At 52.8% G+C, this 23,022-nt stretch carries 21 protein-coding genes; 8 read left to right on the forward strand and 13 right to left on the reverse strand.

All coding sequences use genetic code 11. From position 1 onward, the window contains the following. Positions 1–87 precede the first annotated feature (87 nt). Positions 88–1,644 (reverse strand): fatty acyl-CoA reductase, encoded by a 1,557-nt coding sequence (locus AC2Q8J_RS06040; RefSeq protein ID WP_424144227.1) that lies wholly within the window; start codon positions 1,642–1,644, stop codon positions 88–90. Between the two features lie 270 nt (positions 1,645–1,914). On the opposite strand from AC2Q8J_RS06040, the gene AC2Q8J_RS06045 reads away from it, so the two are divergent. The 3 genes from AC2Q8J_RS06045 to AC2Q8J_RS06055 all read left to right on the forward strand — a co-directional run bounded on the left by AC2Q8J_RS06045 (position 1,915) and on the right by AC2Q8J_RS06055 (position 3,688). Next, entirely contained in the window at positions 1,915–2,862 is a 948-nt protein-coding gene (locus AC2Q8J_RS06045) for a glutathione S-transferase family protein (RefSeq protein WP_486452391.1), read from the forward strand. A 13-nt stretch (positions 2,863–2,875) separates the two neighbouring features. Continuing rightward, entirely contained in the window at positions 2,876–3,289 is a 414-nt protein-coding gene (arfB, locus tag AC2Q8J_RS06050) for an alternative ribosome rescue aminoacyl-tRNA hydrolase ArfB (RefSeq protein ID WP_204995325.1), read from the forward strand. Positions 3,290–3,406: 117 nt separating this feature from the next. Then, entirely contained in the window at positions 3,407–3,688 is a 282-nt protein-coding gene (locus AC2Q8J_RS06055; protein ID WP_204995324.1) for a late competence development ComFB family protein, read from the forward strand. 12 nt (positions 3,689–3,700) lie between these two features. Here the strand turns inward: AC2Q8J_RS06055 and AC2Q8J_RS06060 are convergent, their stop codons facing one another. The 6 genes from AC2Q8J_RS06060 to AC2Q8J_RS06085 all read right to left on the reverse strand — a co-directional run bounded on the left by AC2Q8J_RS06060 (position 3,701) and on the right by AC2Q8J_RS06085 (position 10,037). Next, positions 3,701–4,798, reverse strand: coding sequence for a protein-glutamate methylesterase/protein-glutamine glutaminase (locus tag AC2Q8J_RS06060; RefSeq protein ID WP_486452392.1), 1,098 nt, complete (start codon positions 4,796–4,798; stop codon positions 3,701–3,703). A gap of 56 nt (positions 4,799–4,854) precedes the next feature. Next, complete coding sequence (locus AC2Q8J_RS06065) at positions 4,855–7,791, reverse strand: methyl-accepting chemotaxis protein (RefSeq protein ID WP_486452393.1); 2,937 nt, start codon at positions 7,789–7,791, stop codon at positions 4,855–4,857. A 60-nt stretch (positions 7,792–7,851) separates the two neighbouring features. After that, complete coding sequence (locus AC2Q8J_RS06070; RefSeq protein WP_486452394.1) at positions 7,852–8,700, reverse strand: CheR family methyltransferase; 849 nt, start codon at positions 8,698–8,700, stop codon at positions 7,852–7,854. 102 nt (positions 8,701–8,802) lie between these two features. Further along, on the reverse strand, positions 8,803–9,162 hold the full coding sequence (locus AC2Q8J_RS06075) for a DUF454 family protein (protein WP_353743900.1): 360 nt from the start codon (positions 9,160–9,162) through the stop codon (positions 8,803–8,805). 35 nt (positions 9,163–9,197) lie between these two features. Further along, complete coding sequence (locus AC2Q8J_RS06080; protein ID WP_204995319.1) at positions 9,198–9,665, reverse strand: hypothetical protein; 468 nt, start codon at positions 9,663–9,665, stop codon at positions 9,198–9,200. A 12-nt stretch (positions 9,666–9,677) separates the two neighbouring features. Next, on the reverse strand, positions 9,678–10,037 hold the full coding sequence (locus AC2Q8J_RS06085; RefSeq protein ID WP_204995318.1) for a response regulator: 360 nt from the start codon (positions 10,035–10,037) through the stop codon (positions 9,678–9,680). A gap of 155 nt (positions 10,038–10,192) precedes the next feature. Between AC2Q8J_RS06085 and AC2Q8J_RS06090 the strand changes: the two genes are divergently transcribed. Beyond that, the gene (locus AC2Q8J_RS06090) at positions 10,193–11,041 is read left to right on the forward strand and encodes an HDOD domain-containing protein (protein WP_204995317.1); all 849 of its coding nucleotides are present in this window, start codon (positions 10,193–10,195) and stop codon (positions 11,039–11,041) included. 88 nt (positions 11,042–11,129) lie between these two features. On the opposite strand, the gene cheD is transcribed toward AC2Q8J_RS06090, so the two are convergent. From cheD to AC2Q8J_RS06120, 6 genes are read right to left on the reverse strand one after another with little or no spacing between them, the layout of a single operon-like run. Continuing rightward, positions 11,130–11,744, reverse strand: a complete 615-nt coding sequence (cheD, locus tag AC2Q8J_RS06095; protein WP_239547620.1) for a chemoreceptor glutamine deamidase CheD — start codon at positions 11,742–11,744, stop codon at positions 11,130–11,132. A 38-nt stretch (positions 11,745–11,782) separates the two neighbouring features. Continuing rightward, a complete protein-coding gene (locus AC2Q8J_RS06100) occupies positions 11,783–12,211 on the reverse strand; it encodes a hypothetical protein (protein ID WP_204995315.1) in 429 nt (142 codons plus the stop codon). Between the two features lie 33 nt (positions 12,212–12,244). Further along, on the reverse strand, positions 12,245–12,667 hold the full coding sequence (locus tag AC2Q8J_RS06105) for an STAS domain-containing protein (protein ID WP_204995314.1): 423 nt from the start codon (positions 12,665–12,667) through the stop codon (positions 12,245–12,247). Positions 12,668–12,676: 9 nt separating this feature from the next. Beyond that, positions 12,677–13,204 carry a chemotaxis protein CheW gene (locus AC2Q8J_RS06110; RefSeq protein WP_204995313.1) on the reverse strand — a complete coding sequence of 176 codons (528 nt, stop codon included), beginning with the start codon at positions 13,202–13,204 and terminating at the stop codon, positions 12,677–12,679. A 17-nt stretch (positions 13,205–13,221) separates the two neighbouring features. Next, positions 13,222–15,288, reverse strand: a complete 2,067-nt coding sequence (locus AC2Q8J_RS06115) for a chemotaxis protein CheA (RefSeq protein WP_486452395.1) — start codon at positions 15,286–15,288, stop codon at positions 13,222–13,224. Positions 15,289–15,298: 10 nt separating this feature from the next. Next, positions 15,299–15,661, reverse strand: coding sequence for a response regulator (locus tag AC2Q8J_RS06120; protein ID WP_204995311.1), 363 nt, complete (start codon positions 15,659–15,661; stop codon positions 15,299–15,301). A 448-nt stretch (positions 15,662–16,109) separates the two neighbouring features. On the opposite strand from AC2Q8J_RS06120, the gene AC2Q8J_RS06125 reads away from it, so the two are divergent. The 4 genes from AC2Q8J_RS06125 (at position 16,110) to AC2Q8J_RS06140 (ending at position 23,018) form a co-directional block, all read left to right on the forward strand. After that, the gene (locus tag AC2Q8J_RS06125) at positions 16,110–18,515 is read left to right on the forward strand and encodes an ATP-binding protein (protein WP_486452396.1); all 2,406 of its coding nucleotides are present in this window, start codon (positions 16,110–16,112) and stop codon (positions 18,513–18,515) included. Positions 18,516–18,518: 3 nt separating this feature from the next. After that, entirely contained in the window at positions 18,519–19,409 is an 891-nt protein-coding gene (locus AC2Q8J_RS06130; RefSeq protein WP_486452397.1) for a diguanylate cyclase, read from the forward strand. 120 nt (positions 19,410–19,529) lie between these two features. Further along, positions 19,530–20,303 carry an alpha/beta fold hydrolase gene (locus tag AC2Q8J_RS06135; RefSeq protein ID WP_204995308.1) on the forward strand — a complete coding sequence of 258 codons (774 nt, stop codon included), beginning with the start codon at positions 19,530–19,532 and terminating at the stop codon, positions 20,301–20,303. 171 nt (positions 20,304–20,474) lie between these two features. Next, positions 20,475–23,018, forward strand: coding sequence for a TonB-dependent receptor (locus tag AC2Q8J_RS06140; RefSeq protein WP_486452398.1), 2,544 nt, complete (start codon positions 20,475–20,477; stop codon positions 23,016–23,018). Positions 23,019–23,022 lie beyond the last annotated feature (4 nt).

Below are 23,022 nucleotides of genomic sequence, written 5' to 3' on the forward strand. Positions count from 1 at the left end.
TTGTTTTTGGTCGCCAGGGCCCTTGGATTGTAAAAAAGGTTCTCTCACAGAGTCCAGAAAAATCGGTTCTAATTGCCCACCGCCCACTCAAGCCTCGGTCGCCGTCAGGTTTTTCGACGCCGTTTTCACTTCCTCGCGCCGCTGCTGTGCCCTCACTGAAGGCTGCCCCTGCAGCGCATAGTGGTTTAATCCCGGCATATGAACCTGGCGAATGTAGTGCTGCCAATCAATGACTCCGGCATCCACGGGAAACAACTCCTGATCGACAGCGCCCATCGACTTCGATAAAGAGAGCAACTTGTCGCCGTGAAAGCAGTAATTGGGCTGAGCATAGAAAGAGAATATTTTGGAGAGCTCGACGGCGGTGTCGATATTTCGCCGCGCCCTGAGCTTGCCCCGCCGCCCGAGGCGACGCAGTATCGCGCCAACAATCGTCAGCGCCACCTGAACGCACATTGCGACGCTACTGAATACGCGCTTATCCACCGCCGTGAATCGCCGGCGGGGCGGCGCGTTAAACAGCTTGTCGTAGTCACCGTGATGACTGCTGGCCTCTGCCACCAAGTGGTCAATAAAGTCTCCCAGCATTAGTGGGTTACGGCCACCGCTACAACATTGATAGATGCGATGCTGGCCCGGCTCGAGCAGCTGCTCGGCTGTCGAGAGCAATACCGCATTGGCTACAAGATCGGCCGGAATAATGTCGATCACCCCGGCCCGCTTACCGGGAAAGAACGCAACCTTGCCGCGCGCATATGCCATCAACACCGCGTCTGCGACCTTGACCCCCTCAATCCACCCAGGGCTTGGCTCGCGCAGTGTGCTCTCAATGATCGACGGACGAACAACCGTCAGCGAATAGCCTCGCATCACTTTGTACAAATATTGCTCACCCAGCCACTTGGTAAAGGTGTAGGTATCGTTCCAGCCCGCAGCTTGCGCTTCCTTCGCGCCATGCTCTATGAGCTTGGCCTTTAGCGCCCGCCCCTCGTATTGCCCGCGCAACGCCTCAACAAGGCGTTGCAAGCGCTCAATCAAGGCCGAGGTTTCGTAGAATCTACCCGGCCCCTCAGGTAACGCCAGCCCAACAGGCCCCTCGGACGTCTCGTGGATATCACCCGCTCGATAGCCGTTTACATAACAAGTGGACACGTGAACAAGAGGTATATTCCCCCCCAACTCACAGAGTTTGGCGACGTTTTCCAGGGAGAACGTGTTGATTTCCAGCGCTCGATCCAACTCTTCACGAAAATTTACACTCGCTGCGGAATTGATCACCACATCGAGCTTGTCAGCCAGCGCCGCAAAGTCTGCACGCGTCAGACCAAACCGCGGTGCAGTAATTTCCCCGGTCACACAGTGAACGCGACTTGCAATCAGCGCCTCAAAGCCTTCTTGCCCCAGTTCATGTCGCAAGGTGTCAAAAATGGAGGAGCGGATCACTTCTTCCCGAAAGCGATCAGTGGCATCACGAAAATGCCGATTGCCCCGCATGAGCAAGTAAATACCGCCCACACCGGGCGTGGTGCGCAGAATCTTCTCCAACAACACTTTGCCCAGGAACCCTGTCGTACCGGTAATCAGCACCTGCTTACCCGTCAGGGCCGCTATCGTCGACGACTTGTCTCGATTCAGATCCCGCATCCTCATTACCCCCTATCGCGAATTTCACCGCCACATTGATCGGCCTATAACGCTAGCAAGCGCAGTTGACGACCACATGACACCTCGCCGGCATCCCCTCTGCCGCTTTGTAGGCAATTCACTTGCAGGAAACACGCCAGTTATCGTGTTACTCAACGAACCCTGTAGAAGAGGCATCGGTTTTTTCGATCGGATTCAACAACAAACACGACCCATACTGAATCGCTCCGGCCATACACTATCCCTGAACACTGAGATACGGAGAGAACGATGGGTTTACTCATAGACGGAAAGTGGCACGACCGCTGGTACGATACAGAGGACAATCAAGGGGAATTTAAGCGCGAACAATCACAGTTTCGCGGCCAAATTGGTAGCGATGAATTTCCGGCAGAAGCCGACCGCTATCACCTGTATGTATCGCTAGCCTGCCCATGGGCACACCGAGCGCTGATTTTTCGCCGCTTAAAAAAGCTTGAATCGCTGATCTCTGTTTCCGTGGTAAGCCCAATCATGCTTGAACACGGCTGGACCTTTGATATTGACCAGGGCAGCAGCGGCGATCCGCTGCACAACGCAAAGTACCTGCACGAACTGTATACCCGAAACCAGCACGACTACAGCGGACGCGTTACCGTGCCGGTGTTATGGGATAAAAAACAACAGCGTATCGTGAATAACGAGTCCGCCGATATTATTCGGCAATTCAATGACGCCTTTGCAGACCTCGCTGAAAAAACGCCGGACTACTACCCTGAGTCGCTGCAAGCAGATATCGATGCCATCAACGACGAGATCTACAAAAACGTAAATAATGGCGTGTATCGCTGCGGCTTTGCGACAACGCAACAGGCCTATGAAGACGCCTACGACGCGCTTTTTGCAGCCTTAGACACGATTGAAAACCAGCTTGGTACACAGCGCTTTCTGTGCGGCGACACGATAAGCGAAGCCGACTGGCGGCTTTTCACCACCCTTATTCGCTTTGATGCCGTTTATCATGGGCATTTCAAGTGCAACCGTCAGCGCCTCGAGGACTACCCTCACCTGTCAAACTACCTTCGCCACCTATACCAATGGCCTGGCGTGGCCGATACGGTGGATTTTTCTCATATCAAACGGCACTATTACGTCAGCCACCCGATGATCAATCCCACGCAGGTCGTACCTGTCGGCCCAGACATCGACTACAGTCGCCCACACAATCGCAACGAATAGCGCTTTACCGAAAATGCTGGAAATTTCTAACGCCGTCCGCTTACCTGATAACGAAATTGAACTGAGTGCGATTCGCGCTCAGGGTGCGGGCGGCCAAAATGTCAACAAGGTGTCTTCGGCCATACACCTCCGCTTTGATATTCGCGCGTCATCGCTGCCTGAGTTTTATAAAACAGAACTTCTGGCGTTGAAAGATCAGCGCATCAGCAAAGACGGTATTGTGGTGATTAAAGCTCAGCAGTTTCGCACTCAGGAGCAAAATCGAGAAGATGCCCTGCAACGCCTTCAGGCACTGATCCGCAGCGTCGCCGTCACCCGCAAAACACGTCGCCCCACCAAGCCCAGCAAAAGCGCCAAAGCAAAAAGGATGGACAGCAAAACCAAACGGGGAAACATCAAAGCCCTTCGCAAGAAAGTGTTTGATTAGTCCCTCTCCCACGCGCCCCTCGGATATACCGTATACCGTCCTCGACCGAAGCACCTGACACTATCATTAATAGCGTCAGCACGGCCCAAGGCGATAGCGAAATCCAAGGAGAGCACGATGCGTTTGGCAGAAGATATTAAAAATTACATGGAAACGCTGGTGGAAGAAGAGATTGCCCTGCGTGGACTGGCCGAAAAACATGACAACGACTATCTGCAAGACCTTTTTTGTCTGACGCTAAACGCACTGCCGCCAAAGTATGTTCGTTATGCTATCGATATTCTTATGTACATGAGTAACGAAGAGCGTGCAGCCCTGCAAAAACAGGTTACCCGAGCATTGAATGACGCAACGATTGTGATGGGAAGCAACCGTCGAAAAGAGTCGCGGTCGGAATAATATCAGGCAACACTAATGCCCCTTCACCACCGCCAGCTCCTTGCTGGCTTTAGAGGCGTGGTAAAGCTCAGAGAGCCTAGGCGCAATTTTCTTCAGCGGTAGCAATTCCTGTACAGCGCCCAATTGATATGCCGCGCCCGGCATCCCCCATACCACCGAACTGGCTTCGTCCTGAGCAAGTGTCAGGGCGCCTGCCTCACGCATCGCCAGCATGCCAGCGGCGCCATCTTTTCCCATGCCGGTGAGCAATACACACATTGCATTTTTGCCCATCTCACGGGCCACTGACTCAAACAACACATCGGCAGAGGGCCGATGACGATTGACCGGCTCAGTCTCATCAACCACGCAATAATAGCGCGCACCGTCGCGTCGCAACCGTAAGTGCTTGCCCCCTGGCGCAATATATACGTGACCATGCAGCACCCGCATACCGTCTTCCGCTTCACATACCGTCATCTCGCTGCAGCCATCCATACGTTTGGCGAAAGCCGAGCTAAACATACCGGGTATATGCTGAACGATGACCGTGCCAGGTGTGTCGGCAGGTAGCCCTTGCAGGACCTCGCGAATCGCCTCGGTTCCCCCCGTGGAAGCGCCAATCGCCAAAATCTTATCGGTAGTACCAAAGTTCAAGGCCGTTTTCTTCGCCTTTTTACTCGCTACCTTTTTGTGCTCCACCTCGCTCGCTAAGCGGCTTACATTGGCGACACTCGCCGCCTTAACCTTCTCAATTAAGTCGTCGGCATAGGCCTTGATCCCCTCTGCAACATCGACCTCGGGCTTCGCGACAAAATCCACCGCGCCAAGCTCCAAGGCCTCAAGAGTAACTGCCGCCCCTACCTGAGTTAAGGATGACACCATCACCACAGGCATCGGCCGCAGGCGCATAATATTGCGCAAAAACTGTAAGCCATCCATGCGCGGCATTTCTACATCAAGGGTAATCACATCTGGGGATAGCCGCTTAATTTTTTCTCTGGCGATAAACGGGTCTGAGGCCACGCCGACCACCTCAATACCCGGGTCTGCAGACAGAATATCCGTCAGTAAATGCCGAATCAACGCTGAATCATCAACCACCAATACCTTAATACGCTGCTCCGGCATAAACACCTCTAACCAATGAACGCCTTATCCCCTTCCCTGAGTGACTTTCAATGCACTCAGAATTCCTCCCACTCGTCGCCGCCGGATACGCGCTTACCACTTACGCCGTGATAGTTTGCATTGCTTCCCGCTGCCTCGGGCTTCGCTCTGGAGGGGCTACGCAGCGGTGCCACCGTCTTGCTTGCAGGCGCTACGCCATGGCCCATGGGCGCCTCGGCCTGGTCACCAATTTTGAAGTAGTTCATCCGGTCACTGAGGCCAGAAGAGAGGGTATCCATTGACTGACTCGCCGCCGCAGCCTGCTCTACCAGTGCCGCATTCTCCTGGGTCACTTTATCCATCTCTGATACCGCTTTATTCACTTGCTCAATGCCAGCTGCCTGCTCCTGACTGGCCAGCGCGATTTCAGAAATAATGTCCGATACTTTTTTCACGCTTTGAACAATTTCTTCAAGCGTTGAGCCAGACTCGTCGATCAATCTTGAGCCTTCCTCGACCTTCTCGACGCTGTCTTTAATCAGGGTTTTAATCTCTTTGGCGGCCTCCGCACTGCGTTGCGCCAAATTACGTACCTCTGATGCCACCACAGCGAAACCACGCCCCTGCTCTCCGGCACGTGCGGCCTCAACGGCGGCATTAAGCGCAAGCAAGTTAGTCTGGAAAGCTATCTCATCGATCACCCCGATGATGTCGGAAATACGTTTCGAAGAAGAATTAATCTCGCGCATTGCATCGACCGCGCGGCCAACCACATCGCCGCCTTTCTCGGCTTGGCCCCGTGCGCCGGAAGCCAGGTTATTTGCCTGTGAGGCATTCTCAGCGTTCTGCTTAACCGTCGCAGTAAATTGCTCAACGCTGGATGCCGTTTCTTCCAGCGACGCGGCCTGAGCCTCCGTGCGGTTCGATAAGTCGAGGTTCCCTTGCGCGATCTCAGACGCGGAGCTGCGAATACCCATCGCCGCCTCTCGAATCTGCACCACCATGTCCTTCAGGTTACCCACAGAGGTGTTGACCGCATCCTGCATCGACGCGAACTGGCCTTGATACTGGCCGGCCATCACTTCCATCAAATCACCTTCGGCAAGCGCCTCCATAACCCGAGAGCTTTCTCTAAGCGGCTCAGCAATGGTGTCCATAAGGCTGTTCAAACCCGCACCGAGACGCTGCAGGAATCCGGTCGTCCCCTCCAGATCGATCCGTGCTTCAAGCTGGCCAGCAATGGCGCTATCTACCAGCTCTTTAATTTGCTGTTCGGCATTATTCTGATCATCGACAATGGCATCCATTAGCCCATTAACAGACTTACCGAGCCGCTGCATAAAGCCAGAATAATTCTCCGCGTCCAAACGTTGATCAAGTTGCCCCTCCGCCGCCGCGGAAATCAGGCTGGCAATCTGCCGCTCGGCGTCCTTCTGCTCCGTAATATCCTTCCACTCGACCATATTCCCCATATAGTCGCCGTTTGCATCCAAAATTGCCGTGGCGTTCACTTCAAACTCCAGGTCAGCAATTTTAATTTCCGCCTTCGCCGGCAGCGCGGCCAAATTGGCAAGCAAGCCACGCTGATGCGCGGGGTTTTTGTGGAATTGGTCAATGGACTGGCCGACAAGATTATCTGCCGAGAAACCCGGGAAATGCTCGCGTAATATTGCTTCGCGGTTTTTCAGCATTTCAACAACCGCCGGATTCGCATAGGTAATATTCAGATCAGCGTCGCACATCATAAAATTAGCATCAGCGCCGTTCACCGCAGACTGTAACGCCGCCACCTGAGTTTCGCGTGCGCGCTGCTCGGTAACATCGAGCCACTCTAAGGTGTTGCCAATGTAGTTACCCTTGGCGTCAATTTGCGCCGTCACATTAATATTGAAAGTCAGGTGCCCTACGTGAATATCGGCCGAATGCGGCAGGTTGGATGGGTCGGCGAGCATTTTACGCTGATGAGCGGGATTCTTGTGGAAGATATCAATGCAAGTGCCAACGATATTGTCGACATCAAAGCCTGGGTATATCGCCGCCAAAGCCTCTCGGTGACTACCCAATAGGGTCTGCGTAGATTCGTTGACATAGGTGACGTTAAAATCACGGTCAATCATCATAATCGCTGTCATCGCCGAGCCAACAGCTGTCTGCAGACGTGCAACCTCCGTCTCCTTAGCTCGAACGTCTGTCACGTCGAGCCACTCTAAGGTGTTACCGATGTAATTACCTTTGCCATCTATCTGCGCCGTTACGTTGATATTGAAGGTGAGGTCGCCCACATGGATATCGGCCGAGTGCGGCAGGTTGGCGGGGTCTGCCAGTAAGCGCCGCTGGTGTTGGGGGTCCTTGTGAAAAATATCGATGCAAGTGCCGACGATATTTTGCACGTCAAAGCCCGGATATACCGATGCCAACGCAGTGCCGTGCTTCTGCAGTAATGCCTCAGTTGCCGTATTCACATAGGTTACCGTCAAATCACGATCGACCATCATGATAGCGGTCATGGCACTATCTACCGCCGTTTGTAGCCGCGCAACCTTATCCTCATGAGCACGTTGAGCAGTGACATCTAACCACTCAAGCGTATTACCAATATAATTACCGCTATCGTCAATTTGAGCAGTCACGTTGATATTGAAAATAAGTTCGCCAACATGAATATCGGCCGAATGTGGCAGGTTGGCTGGGTTAGCGAGCAAGCCGCGCTGATGGGCGGGATCCTTGTGAAAAATATCGATGCAGGTACCCACAATATTATTCGCATCAAAACCTGGGTAGGTGGCCGCCAACGCATCTGCGTGCTTAGCAAGTAACTTTTGCGTGGATTCATTCACATAGGTAACCACGAGGTCGCGGTCGACCATCATGATGGCGGTCATGGCCCCACCGACGGCCGTTCGCCAACGCGCCAGCTCCTGAACTTGTTGTTGGTCGGCTTTGCTGCGACGGGGGGTTTTCGCAGTGCCGGTAGTACGGCGGGCTGTTGCGGATTTTGTATTCTGCGCTGCCATGTGACTTCTCCTGAACCTATCTATGCTGCCCTATCTCAACCCTTTGGTCATGAGAGACGGCTAATTATCTAATCGTTGGTATATTGTTCTTCCGATCAGTGCGTACTTGTCGGTCACTCCCGCAAGATTTTCAGAGTGGCCAATGAGCAACACGTCACCAGGTTGTTGTAGTTTTGCAATTTTGCTGAATATTTTTCTTTGCGTGTCTTTATCAAAATAGATAATGACATTACGAAAAAAAATCAGATCGAAACCCTTCTTAAACGGGAACTCATCTAAAAGATTCAGTTGGCGAAACACCATATTGGTGCGCACCTCATCGCGAATCTTCACTAATCCTTCACGCGCGCCTTTTCCGCGCAGAAAAAAACGTGGCCGCAGACGCTCATCAACACCTTCTACACGCGCTGCGTCATAGACGCCCTGTTCTGCTTTGCGCAATACCGACGTATCGATATCGGTGCACAGAATCTTTATATCCCAGGCATCCGGGTTAGCAATGCTGTCCAACACCGTCATCGCGATACTGTATGGCTCTTCACCGCTACTGCATCCCGCTGACCAAATACGACAATACCTCGACGCCATCTCGCGTTCGGCAATAAAGTTTTTAAGAAACTCGAAATGATGTGGCTCTCGGAAAAAGCTGGTGAAGTTCGTCGTGATGGCGTTAATAAAATCGGTGACTTCCGATTCCTCATTTTTCTCAAAGTACTCGATGTATTCCGAAAAATTTTGAAGATTCAATTTGCGGATACGCTTGGCAAAGCGACTGTATACGAGCTGGCGCTTTTCTTCCCCTAAGGTAATCCCTGTACGCGCGTACACGATCTCTTTCAGCTTATTGAAGTCGCGATCTTTGAATTGATATTCAAATTTCACGTCAGACAGATCTTCCGCAGCACTCACAGCAACGCCCCTTGATTAGGCACTGAAACTTCAATTTGAGTACATCACAGCGATTGCCTCACAGACCATAAGTAATGGCACCTACCGCGATTACGATAAACGTCAGTGGGGAATACAAGTCTTCAGAGAAATCACCACCGCGCCACCAACAGCCATTAAGGCAGCACAGGCGATTTGTCCGGCGAGTGTTGGCACCGCAAAGACAACCGAGCATCCCCCAACCGCAAGCATTGACAAAACGGCGATCCATTTTGTTCGACAGTTTACGCAGCGCTGACGCTCCCAGCGTTTTATCGTCGGACCGAACAGACGGCTTGCCAACAAGCGTTGATGACAGCGCTCAGAACTCTTTGAAAAACATGCTGCGGTAAGCAACAAGAAGGGAGTGGTCGGGAGCAATGGCAAAAACACGCCAGCCAATGCCAGCAACAGGAATAATAGTCCCGCAGACAAATAGAACATCCGTGCGACGCCAGTCGCTTCTACCGCTCTCATCGCTACGAGACGACGAAATACAACTTGCCATTACCATAGCGTGGAATCGGCACAGTAAAACCGATCACCGCTGAGCCCTCTAGGGTGCCAACGGCATCTGCCAATGCAGCGCCTTCGACTAGCTCTGCCAGCTTTATATGGGTGGATTGATCATTCATCAGCAATCGCGAACAAATGTTTGCCACTTCGTAGAAGTTAGCCCGTACACCTTCGGAGAGATCCTCGTCCTTAGCCATGTCCTCAGCGCCACCTTTGGGAATCATAGAAAGTGCGGCCCCCGAAAATGCGGCGAATGAATAATCGGCAACGAGCATAGCAACCAGTGCACCCTCATCATCGACATAGCTCGCGCCTATCGCAGATGATGGCAAAGACGCATCACCGTCGCCGACCTCTAAGTCATCGACGCCGAAAAGCATGGCGAGCATACTCGCTACCGAACCGGCTTTGGGTTTTAACAGTGATGCCATGGGATTTACCTTCTACATGATTGCACTTAGTACTTTTTGAAAGGAGTCCACAGAGAACGGTTTTGAAATCAAAAACTTCGCGCCACCGGCTGTGGCCTTGGCACGCATTTCCGATGTGGCTTCGGTTGTTATAAACCCAAATTTGGTTTTCAGCCCTTCCTCGTTCATGGCTTCTAAAAGCTCTATGCCGGTCATATTTGGCATGTTCCAATCTGCGAGGACTAAATCAGGCAACTGGCCTTTCACCATTTCCAAGGCGATGGCGCCATCTTCAGCCTGAGAAACGTCATTGCCGTCGAAGCCTGCTTGACGCAATGTTCTGATAATCATATTTCTCATCGCCGCACTGTCGTCGACCACAAGTATGTTCATGCTTAGCCACCTTTTTTCATCGAAATTGCGCAATACTTCTATGCTGATAATTTGAGCACACACATTGCGAAACTCCCAATTAGTGAACATACCTATTGTTGAAAAGGCGCTGCGAATGAGACTGTTTGTAAAATAACTTGTCCGGGATTACGCCAATGGAAAGTGCAAAATCACTGGTAACAAATGCGAGTTCTCTGGTGTCTTTTCCCAGCATCGCCATTGAAGTTGGAAAAGTGATTAATAGCGAAGATGGATCCGTTCGAGACGTCGCAAAACTCATTGAATCAGACCCTGCTTTAACCGCGAAGTTACTTCGAGTGGCAAACAGTGCTGCCTTCCCCAGTGTCTCAGAGGTCGACACCGTCCCTAAAGCCATTACCCGCATTGGTTCGCGCACGATCAATCAAGTACTCACAGGAATCGAGGTGGCACGCTGCTTCGAAGGCGTCGAAAACGCCGCCTTTTCGATTGACGAATTTTGGCGCCACAGTATTTATACCGCGCTTATCGCCCAGAATATTGCCAACATCTGCCGGAAGGTTGAGCCCGGCGTGGCGTTTACCGCAGGCCTGCTACACGATATTGGCGATCTTATTTTATATAACGCGACAAAAGAGCGTGGCGAACAATGTTTCTCACAGTCGCTGCTCGACAACGACGGTCTGGAAACTTATAAAACTGAGCAAGATTTTTTTGGCTTTGACCACAGCGACGTCGGATACGAATTAGCCAGTCAGTGGTCACTGCCGACGTCGATCCAAGAGAGTATTCTTGCTCACCACACACCGAATAAACTGGAGGATATTCCAGACCTGGTATATGTGGTGCATATCGCAAATAGCCTCGCTGTATTATGTGAGCTAGACAGCGACGATTTTTCTGAGGCGGCGCCGATTCTGGACACGGCGTGGCAGACTTTAGGTCTGGACCCAAGTCAGGCGACAGAGATTATCGGCGACATCAAAGCCAGCGCTGAAGACATTCTCCAGGCATTTTCCGCTTAAATATTCAGGTCCACCAAACGTCGCTTCTCCGCCCAGCGATAGGCGAAACATCCTTCAGCAGGTGAAATTCAAACGGTATTAACCGGCCCTAGTCAAAGAGTTCAATATCACCGTACTCCGGCTGCTCAACCAATGTTTTACCGTAATCGGTTTCTTCTCTGGCAATTTGCTGTGCATGTAGAGAGCGCAATCTCTTCACTAGCACCTGCCCCGTAGTGGGGAAATAATTCACCTTCCTGGAAAAGCTCTCACCCAAGTCAGCGGCAGCTATCGGATAGCCTTCCACACTGAGGAACTCTCGAACAAATTTGATATTTTTTGCACCAATATCAGTGAGTCCTCGCATTATTTTGCCGCCGCCGAACAGCTTGATCTCCAAGCGCCTTTTATCGCCGCCACGACGGATAATGTCGTTGATTAAATGCTCCATTGCGTAAATACCGTAGCGCGCCGCCACGCCATCTGCAGCGACGTCACCACCAGGCAGCATAAAGTGATTTAAACCACCCACCCCAATCTCCGGATCGCGAATGCACGCTGCGATACACGACCCCAGCACGGTTGAAATCATTTGATCACTGCGGTCTGTCACGTAGTATTGGCCAGGCAGAACGCGAACCGCATACACGTTGTGTACGCTGTCCCAGTGACAGGATACGCCTGGATAGTGTTCGGAGATTTCACTTCGATTGCGATTTGGCATATTCAAGCAAACGCGCTCCGCCCGTTGTCATGGCTCTACTATTTGTCTGGTGCGCCGCCAGCCTCATTACATACCTGGCCATGCACCTCATGTTCTACCGGACAGCTGTAGCTGCTGGCTAATGTTGCAAGCTCAGAATGGTCGCTATCCAATGTCTTCATTCGCTCAGCGCTGTCTGCAATATGCCCAAGACGCTGAGCACTGCCATCAAACATCTGTAAGCGCTCTGTAATGGTATTTAATGCGCTGCGAACCGCCTCAACGGCCTCGGGCTCACTACCGCCATCGCGCTCCATCCGATCCAATGCTGAAGTAATCTCCATGAACAGAAGAATAATGTCACAGGCTTCCTCTTCCAGCTCCGATGCGACCGCGCGTAATTGAGCAGCATATACAGACAGTACTCGCCGGTCCTCTTCCGACCTCGGTAACATACCGTGATTTACCTCTCGACTGAGTACCACCATTAAAGCCTCTTTCGCGGGTTCCCACTTGCGGGGTCATGCGGCCAACAACGAGGCGAACCCTGCACGACGTATCACGGTATCGATGTCGTCAGGAAAGCCTTGATAGCTAACCTCCCGACCGGTTTTCTGTTGACTCTGGCGAAACAGCGCCAATAACTGCAGACCGGCACTATCGACCTGCTCAACGGCCGACGCATCAATGCTGATATCGCCGTCTGCCGCGGCAGCAAATTCTGCCAAAACCTGATAGAGAGAACCGGCACTGGCAATAACAAGTTCACTGGGAAGTGACTTACCACCGGGCTCACCGTCTTCGCTGCCAAGCAGGACAACAAAACCGTCGTCTTCGGTGTTCGGAGTGGCCGCTCCTTGTTCTGGTTCTGGGCTGTTTATATCGCTGCCCGAGCCCTGTTCAGGCTCATCACCCAATAGAATAATAAATTCTTCATCTGCCATCGCGTTTTCTCACGCTGTTTTCGCCATAGGCGTCGGCGCGTCGTGGTTGAGTTCATTGCCGGAGAAAAGCTTGTCGATATTTAGAAGAATGAGCATCTTTTCATCGACGGTAGACAAGCCTTTTACATAGTCACTACTCACGCCGCTCGCCCCGACTTCAGGCAAGGCCTGTATATTGGCATCATCCAAGCGATACACTTCCGATACCCCGTCCACCACCATGCCAATGGTTCTCGGCTTGTCAGCGCTCTCGACTTTGACAACAATAATCACCGTAGTCGGACCGTGGGGTATGGTCTCCATATTAAAACGCTTTCGCAGGTCGATAATTGGAACGATAGCGCCCCGCAAATTCATGACACCAAGCACAAAGTCAGGCGAATTCGGAATTGGCGTCACGGTGTCCCAGCCCTGAATACCTTGCACACGCAATATTTCGACGCCGTATTCTTCACCATTCAGAACAAAGGTCAGATACTGATTGGCATCGCCAGCGCTCAACTGATCGTCAGGGCTGTTGCTATATTCACTTGTCATTCGATTTCCCCTACTTTTTAAGCGGCGTTAGAGTCATTGGCTTTGGCATCGCCTGCGTCGCGTACCAGGCCCGGTACGTCGATAATCATGGCAACGTTGCCGTCCCCCAAAATTGTTGCGCCCGCTAGGCCGGTGACCGGCATGTAGTTTTCCTCAAGACTTTTAATGACGACCTGCTGCTGATCTAACAGCTCGTCGACAAATAGCCCCAAGCGCTTTCCATCACTTTCCACGACGACCATCAACTCGCCATCGCTCTCGAGGTAAGTTTTTCTTGGTGCAGAGCAATTTAAATTAAAGCGCTCACGCAATCTCACCACGGGGATGTAATCCTCCCGCAGCCGATAGACAACAGAGCCCCCAGCCAAACGCTTTATCTGGTTTGGCGGCACAAGCACCGTTTCGACAATGGACCTTAGTGAGAAGATGTAGACATCATCGCCCACACGCACGAGCTGACCATCGAGAATAGCCAGTGTGAGGGGCAGGCGAATTTTCAGACAGGAGCCTTTTCCTTGCTCGGAGTGAATATCAATCCGGCCACCCAGGTCGGCGATATTTCTTCGCACGACATCCATACCCACACCGCGGCCAGATAAATCGCTCACGGCCTCGGCTGTCGAAAAGCCTGGCTGGAAGATTAGGTGATGAATTTGCTCTTCACTGAGTTGCTCGGTTTCGCTCACCACACCACGCTCTATGGCGATTTGGTGAATTCTTTTGGCATTCAGGCCCGCGCCATCATCTTCAACTTCAATAACGATACTGCCGCCTTCGTGGTACGCGCTCAGTTTAAGCGTGCCCACTTCCGGCTTACCGGCCGCGAGGCGCTGCTCAGGCATCTCTATGCCGTGATCTAAGGAATTTCGCACCAGGTGTACTAACGGGTCGCTCATCTTTTCGAGAACGGTTTTATCCAGCTCAGTGTCTTCTCCGGATAATACGAGCTCTACTTTCTTGCCCAGCTTACTACTGATATCCCGAACCAAGCGCTTAAAGCGACTAAAGCTGCTGCTTATTGGCAGCATGCGTATTTGCATCGCACTCTCTTGCAGCTCCCGAGTGTGACGTTCCAACACCATAAGCCCATCGCGCAGACCGGAGTTCGCACCTCTCTCACCACCATCCTCGCCAAACCGCGCCAGCATGGATTGGGTGATAACCAGCTCACCAACGAGATTCAACAGAGCATCAATTTTATCGATATTAACGCGAATCGACCCCGAGTCCCGGCTAGCGGCGGCGGGCGCGGCTGCCGGCTTCGCGGCGTTAGATTCACTTTTTGGCGGCTCAAGTTGGGTGACGGTATTGGCGCTTTCAACAGCACCCGTATCGGCTGTTGCATCAGCTTGCGGGTTCCGGCAGTGTATTTTTAAATCACACTGCTCTTTCACCCATTCAAACGCTGCCTCAATCGCCTCTGCGTCTACGTCGGCTTCCAATTCCAGAACCCAGCCGCAGTAACAATTTTCCGGGTCGACGGAATCAAACTCGACATCCTCAGCCAATTCAGCGATGACATTTAGCTTCCCCAGTGACTCCAGCTCTCTAAAAATGCGAATAGGCTCATTGCCGGTTTTGAATATATTCGCATCCGGTCTGAACTCGATGTCCCAGGTTTTTACGCCCGGCTTTTGCGCCATTGCCTCATCGGTGTCAGCAACAGGCTCCGCCGCTGCAGTAGCCGGTGCACTACCCAGCAGGGCATTTATTTTCTCCTGGCACTCCGTCACGGAATTCAGGTCGAGCTCAGCATCGTCCTTAAGCGCAGCGAGCATACCGCGCACGCAATCAACGGCGCCGAGTAACACTTCGATAAGGTCTTCACTCACCGCCCGCTGATTACTACGCAGCTGGTCTAAAAGTGTTTCAACACCGTGAGTGAATTCTGAAATTGCTGTGAAGCCAAACGTTGCGGCACCACCTTTTATCGAATGTGCCGCTCGGAAAATCGTATTGATAAGCTCTGGGTCAGCATTCCCAGGCTCCAGCCCCAGAAGCCCGGACTCCATAACATCGATACCTTCCTCGCTTTCTTCGAAGAAGATGTCGTGGATTTCCTTCATATCCATATCAATGGACATATCTCAACTCCTAGCCGAGCACGCGATCAATAACCTTTATCAGCGACTCAGGGTTAAACGGCTTCACTATCCAGCCTGTTGCACCGGCCTGTTTGCCACGCAGCTTCATATCAGACGCCGACTCGGTCGTCAGGATTAAAATGGGGGTAAACCGACAGGTATCCAGCTTGCGAAGATTTTCGGTAAGCGTAATACCATCCATTATCGGCATGTGGACGTCGGTAATGACCACGTCGTAGGCATTGGCTTCCGCCAGCTCCAATCCTTCTTGACCATCGCTTGCCGATTCCACACTATGGCCGGCCTTACTCAGCGTGGCAGACACCAGCTTCCGAATAGATGGTGAATCGTCTACCGCTAAAATGTTCGCCATAGCCCCGCTCCGACTTTCTCGCTGCACTGCTGATTTTTAGAGTCCCCAACGCTATTCAGTACATAGATTTCACGAAAGCCTAAGTATTCGTAATTGTACTAATCTGAGCGGGACATCACGCAGGCAGAGGGCGGACACACGCAATGATTTGCCGGCATCACGACTCGGCGAAGCCCCAACTTCGTTATGCGAATATCAGCTAGGTACAAACTCGAATCCCCTCTCTGATAAACATCTCAGATACTCTAATTCACATTGAACGCCACAAGGGATTCGCCGCTATGGAACGCAAGCAACCACCGGGACTGGCTATCTTCGCAAACGTCTTACTTCTGTGCGTAAGTGCGGCTGTCGCGCCGACTGAAATTAGCATCATGAGCAGCATCGCTATGCTAGCGATCTTGCTTCTCAGCGCTGCGGCGTTAAGTGGTTGGCACCGACATAGCTAATGTCATTACGCAAGCAATTAACGCTGATCTTATGCGGCTTCGCACTCCTGCCGCTGCTGTTCTTTGGTGCGGTGGACTACTCCATGTCCGTCGCTCACCTAAAGGCCGCCGCTATGCGGGAGCTAACAGCGTTAAGTGACATCCAGCGAGAACGCCTACTCAATCAAGTTAATCAACACAAACAACAAATGCTGATGATTGCCCAGGCACCCGCTGTGACGCAGGCGGCCTACGCGGTGTGGCAGGGCGATGCCGACAACAACAGTTTGGGCTCAGCGCTGGAAGAGGCGCTTTCCCTAGCGCCAAACGTGACCGAGGCGCATATCTATGGCCCCGCGAATACACTGCAAAGCCGCGTGTTTGGTGCGGGATATCATGCCCAGACACCAACCGACGGCCGCCGATATTCTGAGATCTCTTTATCCCACGACACCAATGGGCAGGCGCTGCTCGTCGATGAAGCCCCTATCTACCACAGCGGAAAATTTGTCGGCCGGATTCGTCTGTACACAAATGCTGAGCCACTACTGCATATATTTACCGACTACAGCGGCATGGGTGAAACCGGCGAATCGATACTGATCCAACCCGACCAGGACCTTCGAGTCAAAGCGCTACACAAACGCCGATATAACGACAGTGGCGAATTGACCTACAACCCCTTTCGCGCGCCCTTTAATAGCAACGATAAAGAGGCTTACGACGTTTTTGATTATCGCGGCGAAGCGGTGCTCTTAGTGGGGCAATTCCTTCCCGAGTTGAACTGGGGATTTATTGTTAAGCGCGATATCAGCGAGATACTCGGTCCTGCCAAAGCTATGCTATCGCGCCTCAACATATTCATTATTGCGATTGCCGGGCTCAGCATAATTATTGCCCTGCGTGCAGCAGCGATCATTCATCGCCCTGTGGCGAAGCTTACGCAAACCGCAGAGCGCATTCGCACAGGCGATCTGCGCAAGCGGGCCGATGAGAGCGGTCACAATGAAATGGCGGTATTGGGTCGCGCGATTAACGGCATGCTCGACCAACTTATCGACGACAATACCCAGCTCGAGAAAGCCGTCGCGCAGCGCACGTTCGAGGCAGAGTCAGCAAGAGAGCGAGCCGAGGAAAATAGCCGACTACAAAGCGAGTTCCTGGCCAATATGAGCCATGAAGTTCGCACACCACTGAATGGCATAATGGGTATCGCGAGCATACTCAAACGGTCGGTCAGTGACGACCGAACACAAGAGTACCTCGACATCATCGAAAACTCTGGGCAAAACCTGCTTGTCATTATCGACGACATATTAGAATTGTCGCGCGCAAACACCGGGCAACTCTGTCTTCACAACGACGACTTTGTCGCCCGCGATGCCTTTTCAACGGTACTGAAATCATCTGCTGAAGCGGCCAAGGAGAAAGGGCTCGCATTTACAGTGGCGTTTTCCAACAATGTGCCACACGCCTTACACGGCGACGCCACACGACTTACGCAAGTGCTAAAGCAGTTACTTAGCAATGCGTTGAAATTTACCCGGTCAGGTAACATCGAGGTTAACATTAGCTGGTCGGCAACGTCCGCTTCTCGCGGTCAGCTTTGCCTGTCGGTTACCGATACCGGCATCGGTATCCCGCCATCAAAACAGCAAGATGTCTTCAAGCCCTTTGTTCAGGCTGACGGTGGCAGCACTCGCCGCTACGGGGGCAACGGCTTAGGATTGAGTATCGCCTCCCACATCGTCGCCCTCATGGACGGCCGTATTGACGTCACCAGCGCGGAGAACCGCGGCACGACATTCACCGTAACTACCGACTTACTCGTTGCTGAGTCAGCGCCACTGGCAAGCCAGAGAAGGGAGCGATTTAGTAGCAAACCTGCCGATGCGGGCGCGACACACATAGAGCCCGGCTCGCCAGCGAGTGGGAACGTACATCAACTACAGCCGTCGGCCCAGCGAGCGGCGCCAACCAGAATGAGACCTGCAACGGCGAAACTCTCATCACAAGCGGCTACACTGGCGTTTATGGATGACTGCGCATCGTTGGCAGAACCAGCGGTAGAGGACGATAGACACATGATACTGGATGAACAACGCCTGCGTGATATTACCCGCAACAAGCCTGCACTCATCACCAGCATTTCTCAGCTCTTTATCGATGAGCTTCCAGATATGTTGCAAAGTGTCGATGACGCCTACACCAAAGGCGAACGCGACGAGCTCGCTCAGGCCGTACACAGGCTGAAAAGCGCGCTGGGGAATTTCGCAACGCAGGAATACTATCGTGACATTAGCGGGCTGGAGGCAATGGCCAAGGAGTCTGGCGAACCACTATCCCTGTGGCGCGAAAAATGGGATACAGTCACCCTAAAACTACAATTACTGGAAAATGAGTTAAAGGATATAGCGGGCCTCTAGCCGATGGATATATTACTGGTCGACGACGACCCAATCACTCGCCTCGCACTTTGCGCCGCAGTAGAAGACTGGGGCTTTACGCCCGTTGTCGCGAAAAGTGGTGAACAAGCGCTCGAGATCCTGAATGAAGACAACCCGCCTCACCTTCTTATCATCGACTGGTCGATGCCGGGAATGAGTGGCCCTGAACTTTGCGAAAATATACGGCTGCGAGATGACGGCCAGTTCTTCTACATTCTTATGCTCACCGGCAAAGAGGGCAACGAGGCGGTTATCGAAGCGATGGAGTCCGGCGCCGACGACTTCTTGAGCAAACCCTTTGATCACCGCGTACTCAAGGTACGGCTCGCCGCAGGCAGCCGCATCGTTCGCCTGGAGCAAACGCTCAATCAACTGGCTTCCCGCGACTCCTTAACCCAGTGCTGGAATCGTCGGATGATCGATGAGCTACTCGACTCAGCGATCGCAGAAGCCCGCCGCAAAACCTCAAATCTGTCGCTGATGGTGCTGGATATCGACCATTTTAAGAAAGTAAACGACACCCACGGCCACGCCGCCGGCGATGTTGCCCTTAAGCATATGGTCAATATTCTCAATACAAATCTGCGCGAGTACGACCAGGTCGGGCGCTATGGCGGAGAGGAATTTGTGGTGATCTTGCCCTCGACCGACAAAGATTCCGCCTGGGGCGTTGCCGAGCGTATCAGGGCCTCTCTGCAATACCACCCAGCACAGGTTGATGCCGAGCTCGATATATCAATGACAGTAAGCATTGGTATTACCGAGTTCCGACACGACGGCAGCGACAGCCGCATAAGCCTGTTTGAACGGGCCGACCGGGCTCTGTATACCGCTAAGCACTCGGGCCGGAACCGCGTCGTCTATGGTGATTAGGCGGTGAACTTTCTTTGGTATCGCGCTCGTTTTAATATAGGCGAATTAAAAACACCATAACAAATCTCACTCGCCACGAGTCGCGTATAACGCCGTATCACCAACACAATGGAAATGATCATGCCTAGCCCCAGTCTCACATTGAGCCATGGCTCTGATATTCGGCCTCCGCGTCTCTCGAACACCCTCGGAGAATTCGGTCGCGCCGCCAAGGAATGTAGCTTGCTAGTTTCCCGCCACCGGCAGCTAGCAAAATTACCCAGAGGCGACGGCCACCCCGTTATTGCCCTCCCCGGCTACGGTGGTGACGATGGCAGCATGTCGGCATTGCGTTACTGGCTGCGGCGCTGGAACTACCAGGCCGAACCGTGGAAGCTTGGCCGCAATATTCCCGCCGGGCGCATCTCACAAATGGAGCACATGCACGAGTTTCAAGAGCATATGCTCAGCCGCATCCAGCAGCGCGTAGATGATTTATACGAGCTGTGCGACAGGCAGCCCATCAGTCTAATCGGCTGGAGCCTGGGGGGCATTTACGCCAACGCCATGGCGCAGCGTGAGCCAGAGAAAATCCGTCGCGTGATTAGCCTGGGCACCCCCTACGGCGACCCGAAAGGAACCGCCGCCTGGAATGTTCTCAAGTTACTCAATCGCAGCACAACGCCCGACCACGAGCAAAACACGGATCAGTGGGTAGAGTTGAATGCAGGGCCGCGCACCGTGCCGACAACGGTGATCTACAGTCCCTGCGACGGGATTGTGTCGCCCTCTATCGCCCGACTTGAGGGGCCAAATATCGACAATATCGAGGTCGAATCCAGCCACCTCGCCTTTGCCTGGAATCCCGCTGTTATGGAGAAAGTTGCCGAGGTTCTCGCTCGTCCCCTCCCCTGAGCACATCATCGCCGCCACGATGCGGCGATCTCCCCCCACATCGTAGCGGCGCGCTCCCCCAGCGCGGTGTGCCAACAGCCTCTAGTACAAATGGGCTGTTGCGTGCAGTAGTCGAATATGCTTTAACTGCACACTGCAACATAACAATAATCAGCACCAATGGAGCACTACGTGAAGAACACAACCCCTATTGCAGCAGGGCTGTGCCTGCTCGCCAGCTCAATCGCCCAGTTAAGCTACGCCCAAGAGAAAAATACGCCTCGCGGCCTGGAAGAGGTGATTGTGACCGCTCAGAAAAAAGCGGAATCCCTACAGGATACGCCCATTTCGCTGACGGCCTTCGGCGAAGAGCGCCTAGAAATTGACGGCATCAATAACTTGAACGATATCGGCTCCAAGGTCCCCAGCCTGACGATTGAGCCATTTCCGATCAACAATGCAACACTGCGAATCTTTATCCGCGGTATCGGCCTGTCTGACGTTCAGGTAACGCAGGATCCACCGATCGGGATTTATGTAGACGGCGTTTATATCGCACGCTCCACAGGCACCGCGCTCGACGTTGCTGAATTACAGCGTATAGAAGTACTCCGCGGCCCCCAGGGCACACTATACGGCCGCAACACCACTGGTGGCGCCATCAACCTAGTGACTAAGCGCCCAACGACTGAGGCCTTCGAATTCAAAGAAAAACTCACATTCGGCAACCGCAACCAGTTCACCTCTAAAACCACCGCGAACATTCCTATCAGCGATACCTTGGCGGCAAAGGTCGCCTATCTGACAACGGAAATGGACGGTTTCATCGAAAACACCGGCCCCGGCGGTGATTTTGGCGACCGCGAAGTCGAAGGCTATCGCATCGACTTTCGCTGGGATATCAGTGACACCATGACCTTGGATTACGCCTACGACAAATCCGAGTATGAATACATAAACTACATGTATCAGTCGATTCGCCCCGGCGAACAAAATAAAGGGCAAGCGGAGCCCGTTAGAGAGTTTTCGGTAAGCCAAGCCAAACACAGTGAAGACCGCTTCGACTCCATGGAAACGTTCCGCCCGATGGAGACGTCAGAAACCGAAATTGAAGGCCACTCCCTCATCCTGACCAAAGATTTTGAAAATGTTCAGGTGAAGTACATCGCGGCCTATCGCGAATTGTATGACGCGTCGTATGCCGACTTAGGCGGCGGAATAGGCTCAGGCCGCTACCGCACCGATTCGCATGAATACTGCGGACCCGCAGTCGAGGCACAAACTGGCGAGGAATGCCTGCCTCTCGTCGTGCCGCAAATCTCTCAAGAACAAACCTCTCACGAGCTGCAGTTTGCGGGGAGCTTGTTTAAAGATTCTGTAGACTACATCGTGGGCGCGTACTACTTCGAAGAAGAAGCCACTGAAAACAACGCTCCGCTCCACCACCAGTTCAGCTCAGAAATCAGTGATAACGTTATTCCTATCCCCGTTTTGGGACAAATTCTGGGAAGCACGCTACTCACGGCTGGCGACGTTAAGATCGTTAATATGTTGTCGCAGCGCTACGACATCGAGAACACCGCCAAAGCGGTATTCGGTCAGTTTACCTGGACACCTGGCATTCTCGATGAACGCCTACACCTGACCTTCGGCGCTCGCTATTCCAAAGACTCCCGCGAAGCACTGAAGAATCAGACGGACAAGACCTACTTGGAAATCCGCACCTTGAACCAGGCGATCGACATGCAGAACCTCGGCCCCTTGCAACCGGTGCTGGGTGCAGGTGGCTTCTTATTACCGGGCGATCGCGCCTTCGATAATATCTACGCATCGAAGGATTTCACCGATAGCTCCTTCAGCTTTATTGCCGAATTTGACCTGACCGAGGACATCAACCTCTACGGTAAATTTATCCAGGCCTATAAATCAGGCGGCTTCAATACGCGCGACCCACAGCGCGGCTCCACAGGCACACCCTCAGGGCCAACCACACCAGAAGGACGCGGTGATGACACAGATCAGCCCGCGCCAGATGGCGTCGTCTACGGCTACGGCTTTGCTGACGGCTTCGACGAGGAACACGTGGACTCTATTGAAGCGGGGATCAAGAGCGAGCTTCTGGATCGCCGTCTGCGCATAAATGCCAACCTGTTTTACAGCGAGTACACCGACATTCAGCTCAACTTTATTCTCGCCGGCACCATTGCCGACACCAAAGTAGCGAATGCGGGTGAAGCGGAAATGCGCGGCCTCGAAGCAGACATCACCTTCCTGGCGACAGACAACTTGATGCTGATGCTGAACTACGCTTATCTCGATGCAGAAGTGACCAAGGCCGTGGACAAGGCCGGTAATGATGTTACCGATACCTTCGTGTTCTATTCCGCACCCGAGCACAGTTACACCGCGTCTGCGGACTGGACGATCGGATCGTGGGATTGGGGCGTGCTGTCGGCCAACGTGAGCTATAACTTCATGGACGACCGCAACGGCGGTGTGCGTGAAGCCAATGCCGTCAACACCTTCATTGGTAGCTACGGCCTGTGGAATGGTCGTTTAAGTCTCAGCCAAGTGCCGGTAAGTCGATTTGGTACATTAAATATCGGCCTATGGGGTAAAAACCTCGGCGATGAGGAATACGAAATCACGGCTATCGACAATCTGCCACACAGTGACCGGGCCGTTATCTGGGGAGAGCCTCGGACCTATGGTATCGACGTAATCTACGAGTTCTAAATAC

This window comes from Spongiibacter sp. C9W, assembly GCF_057370015.1.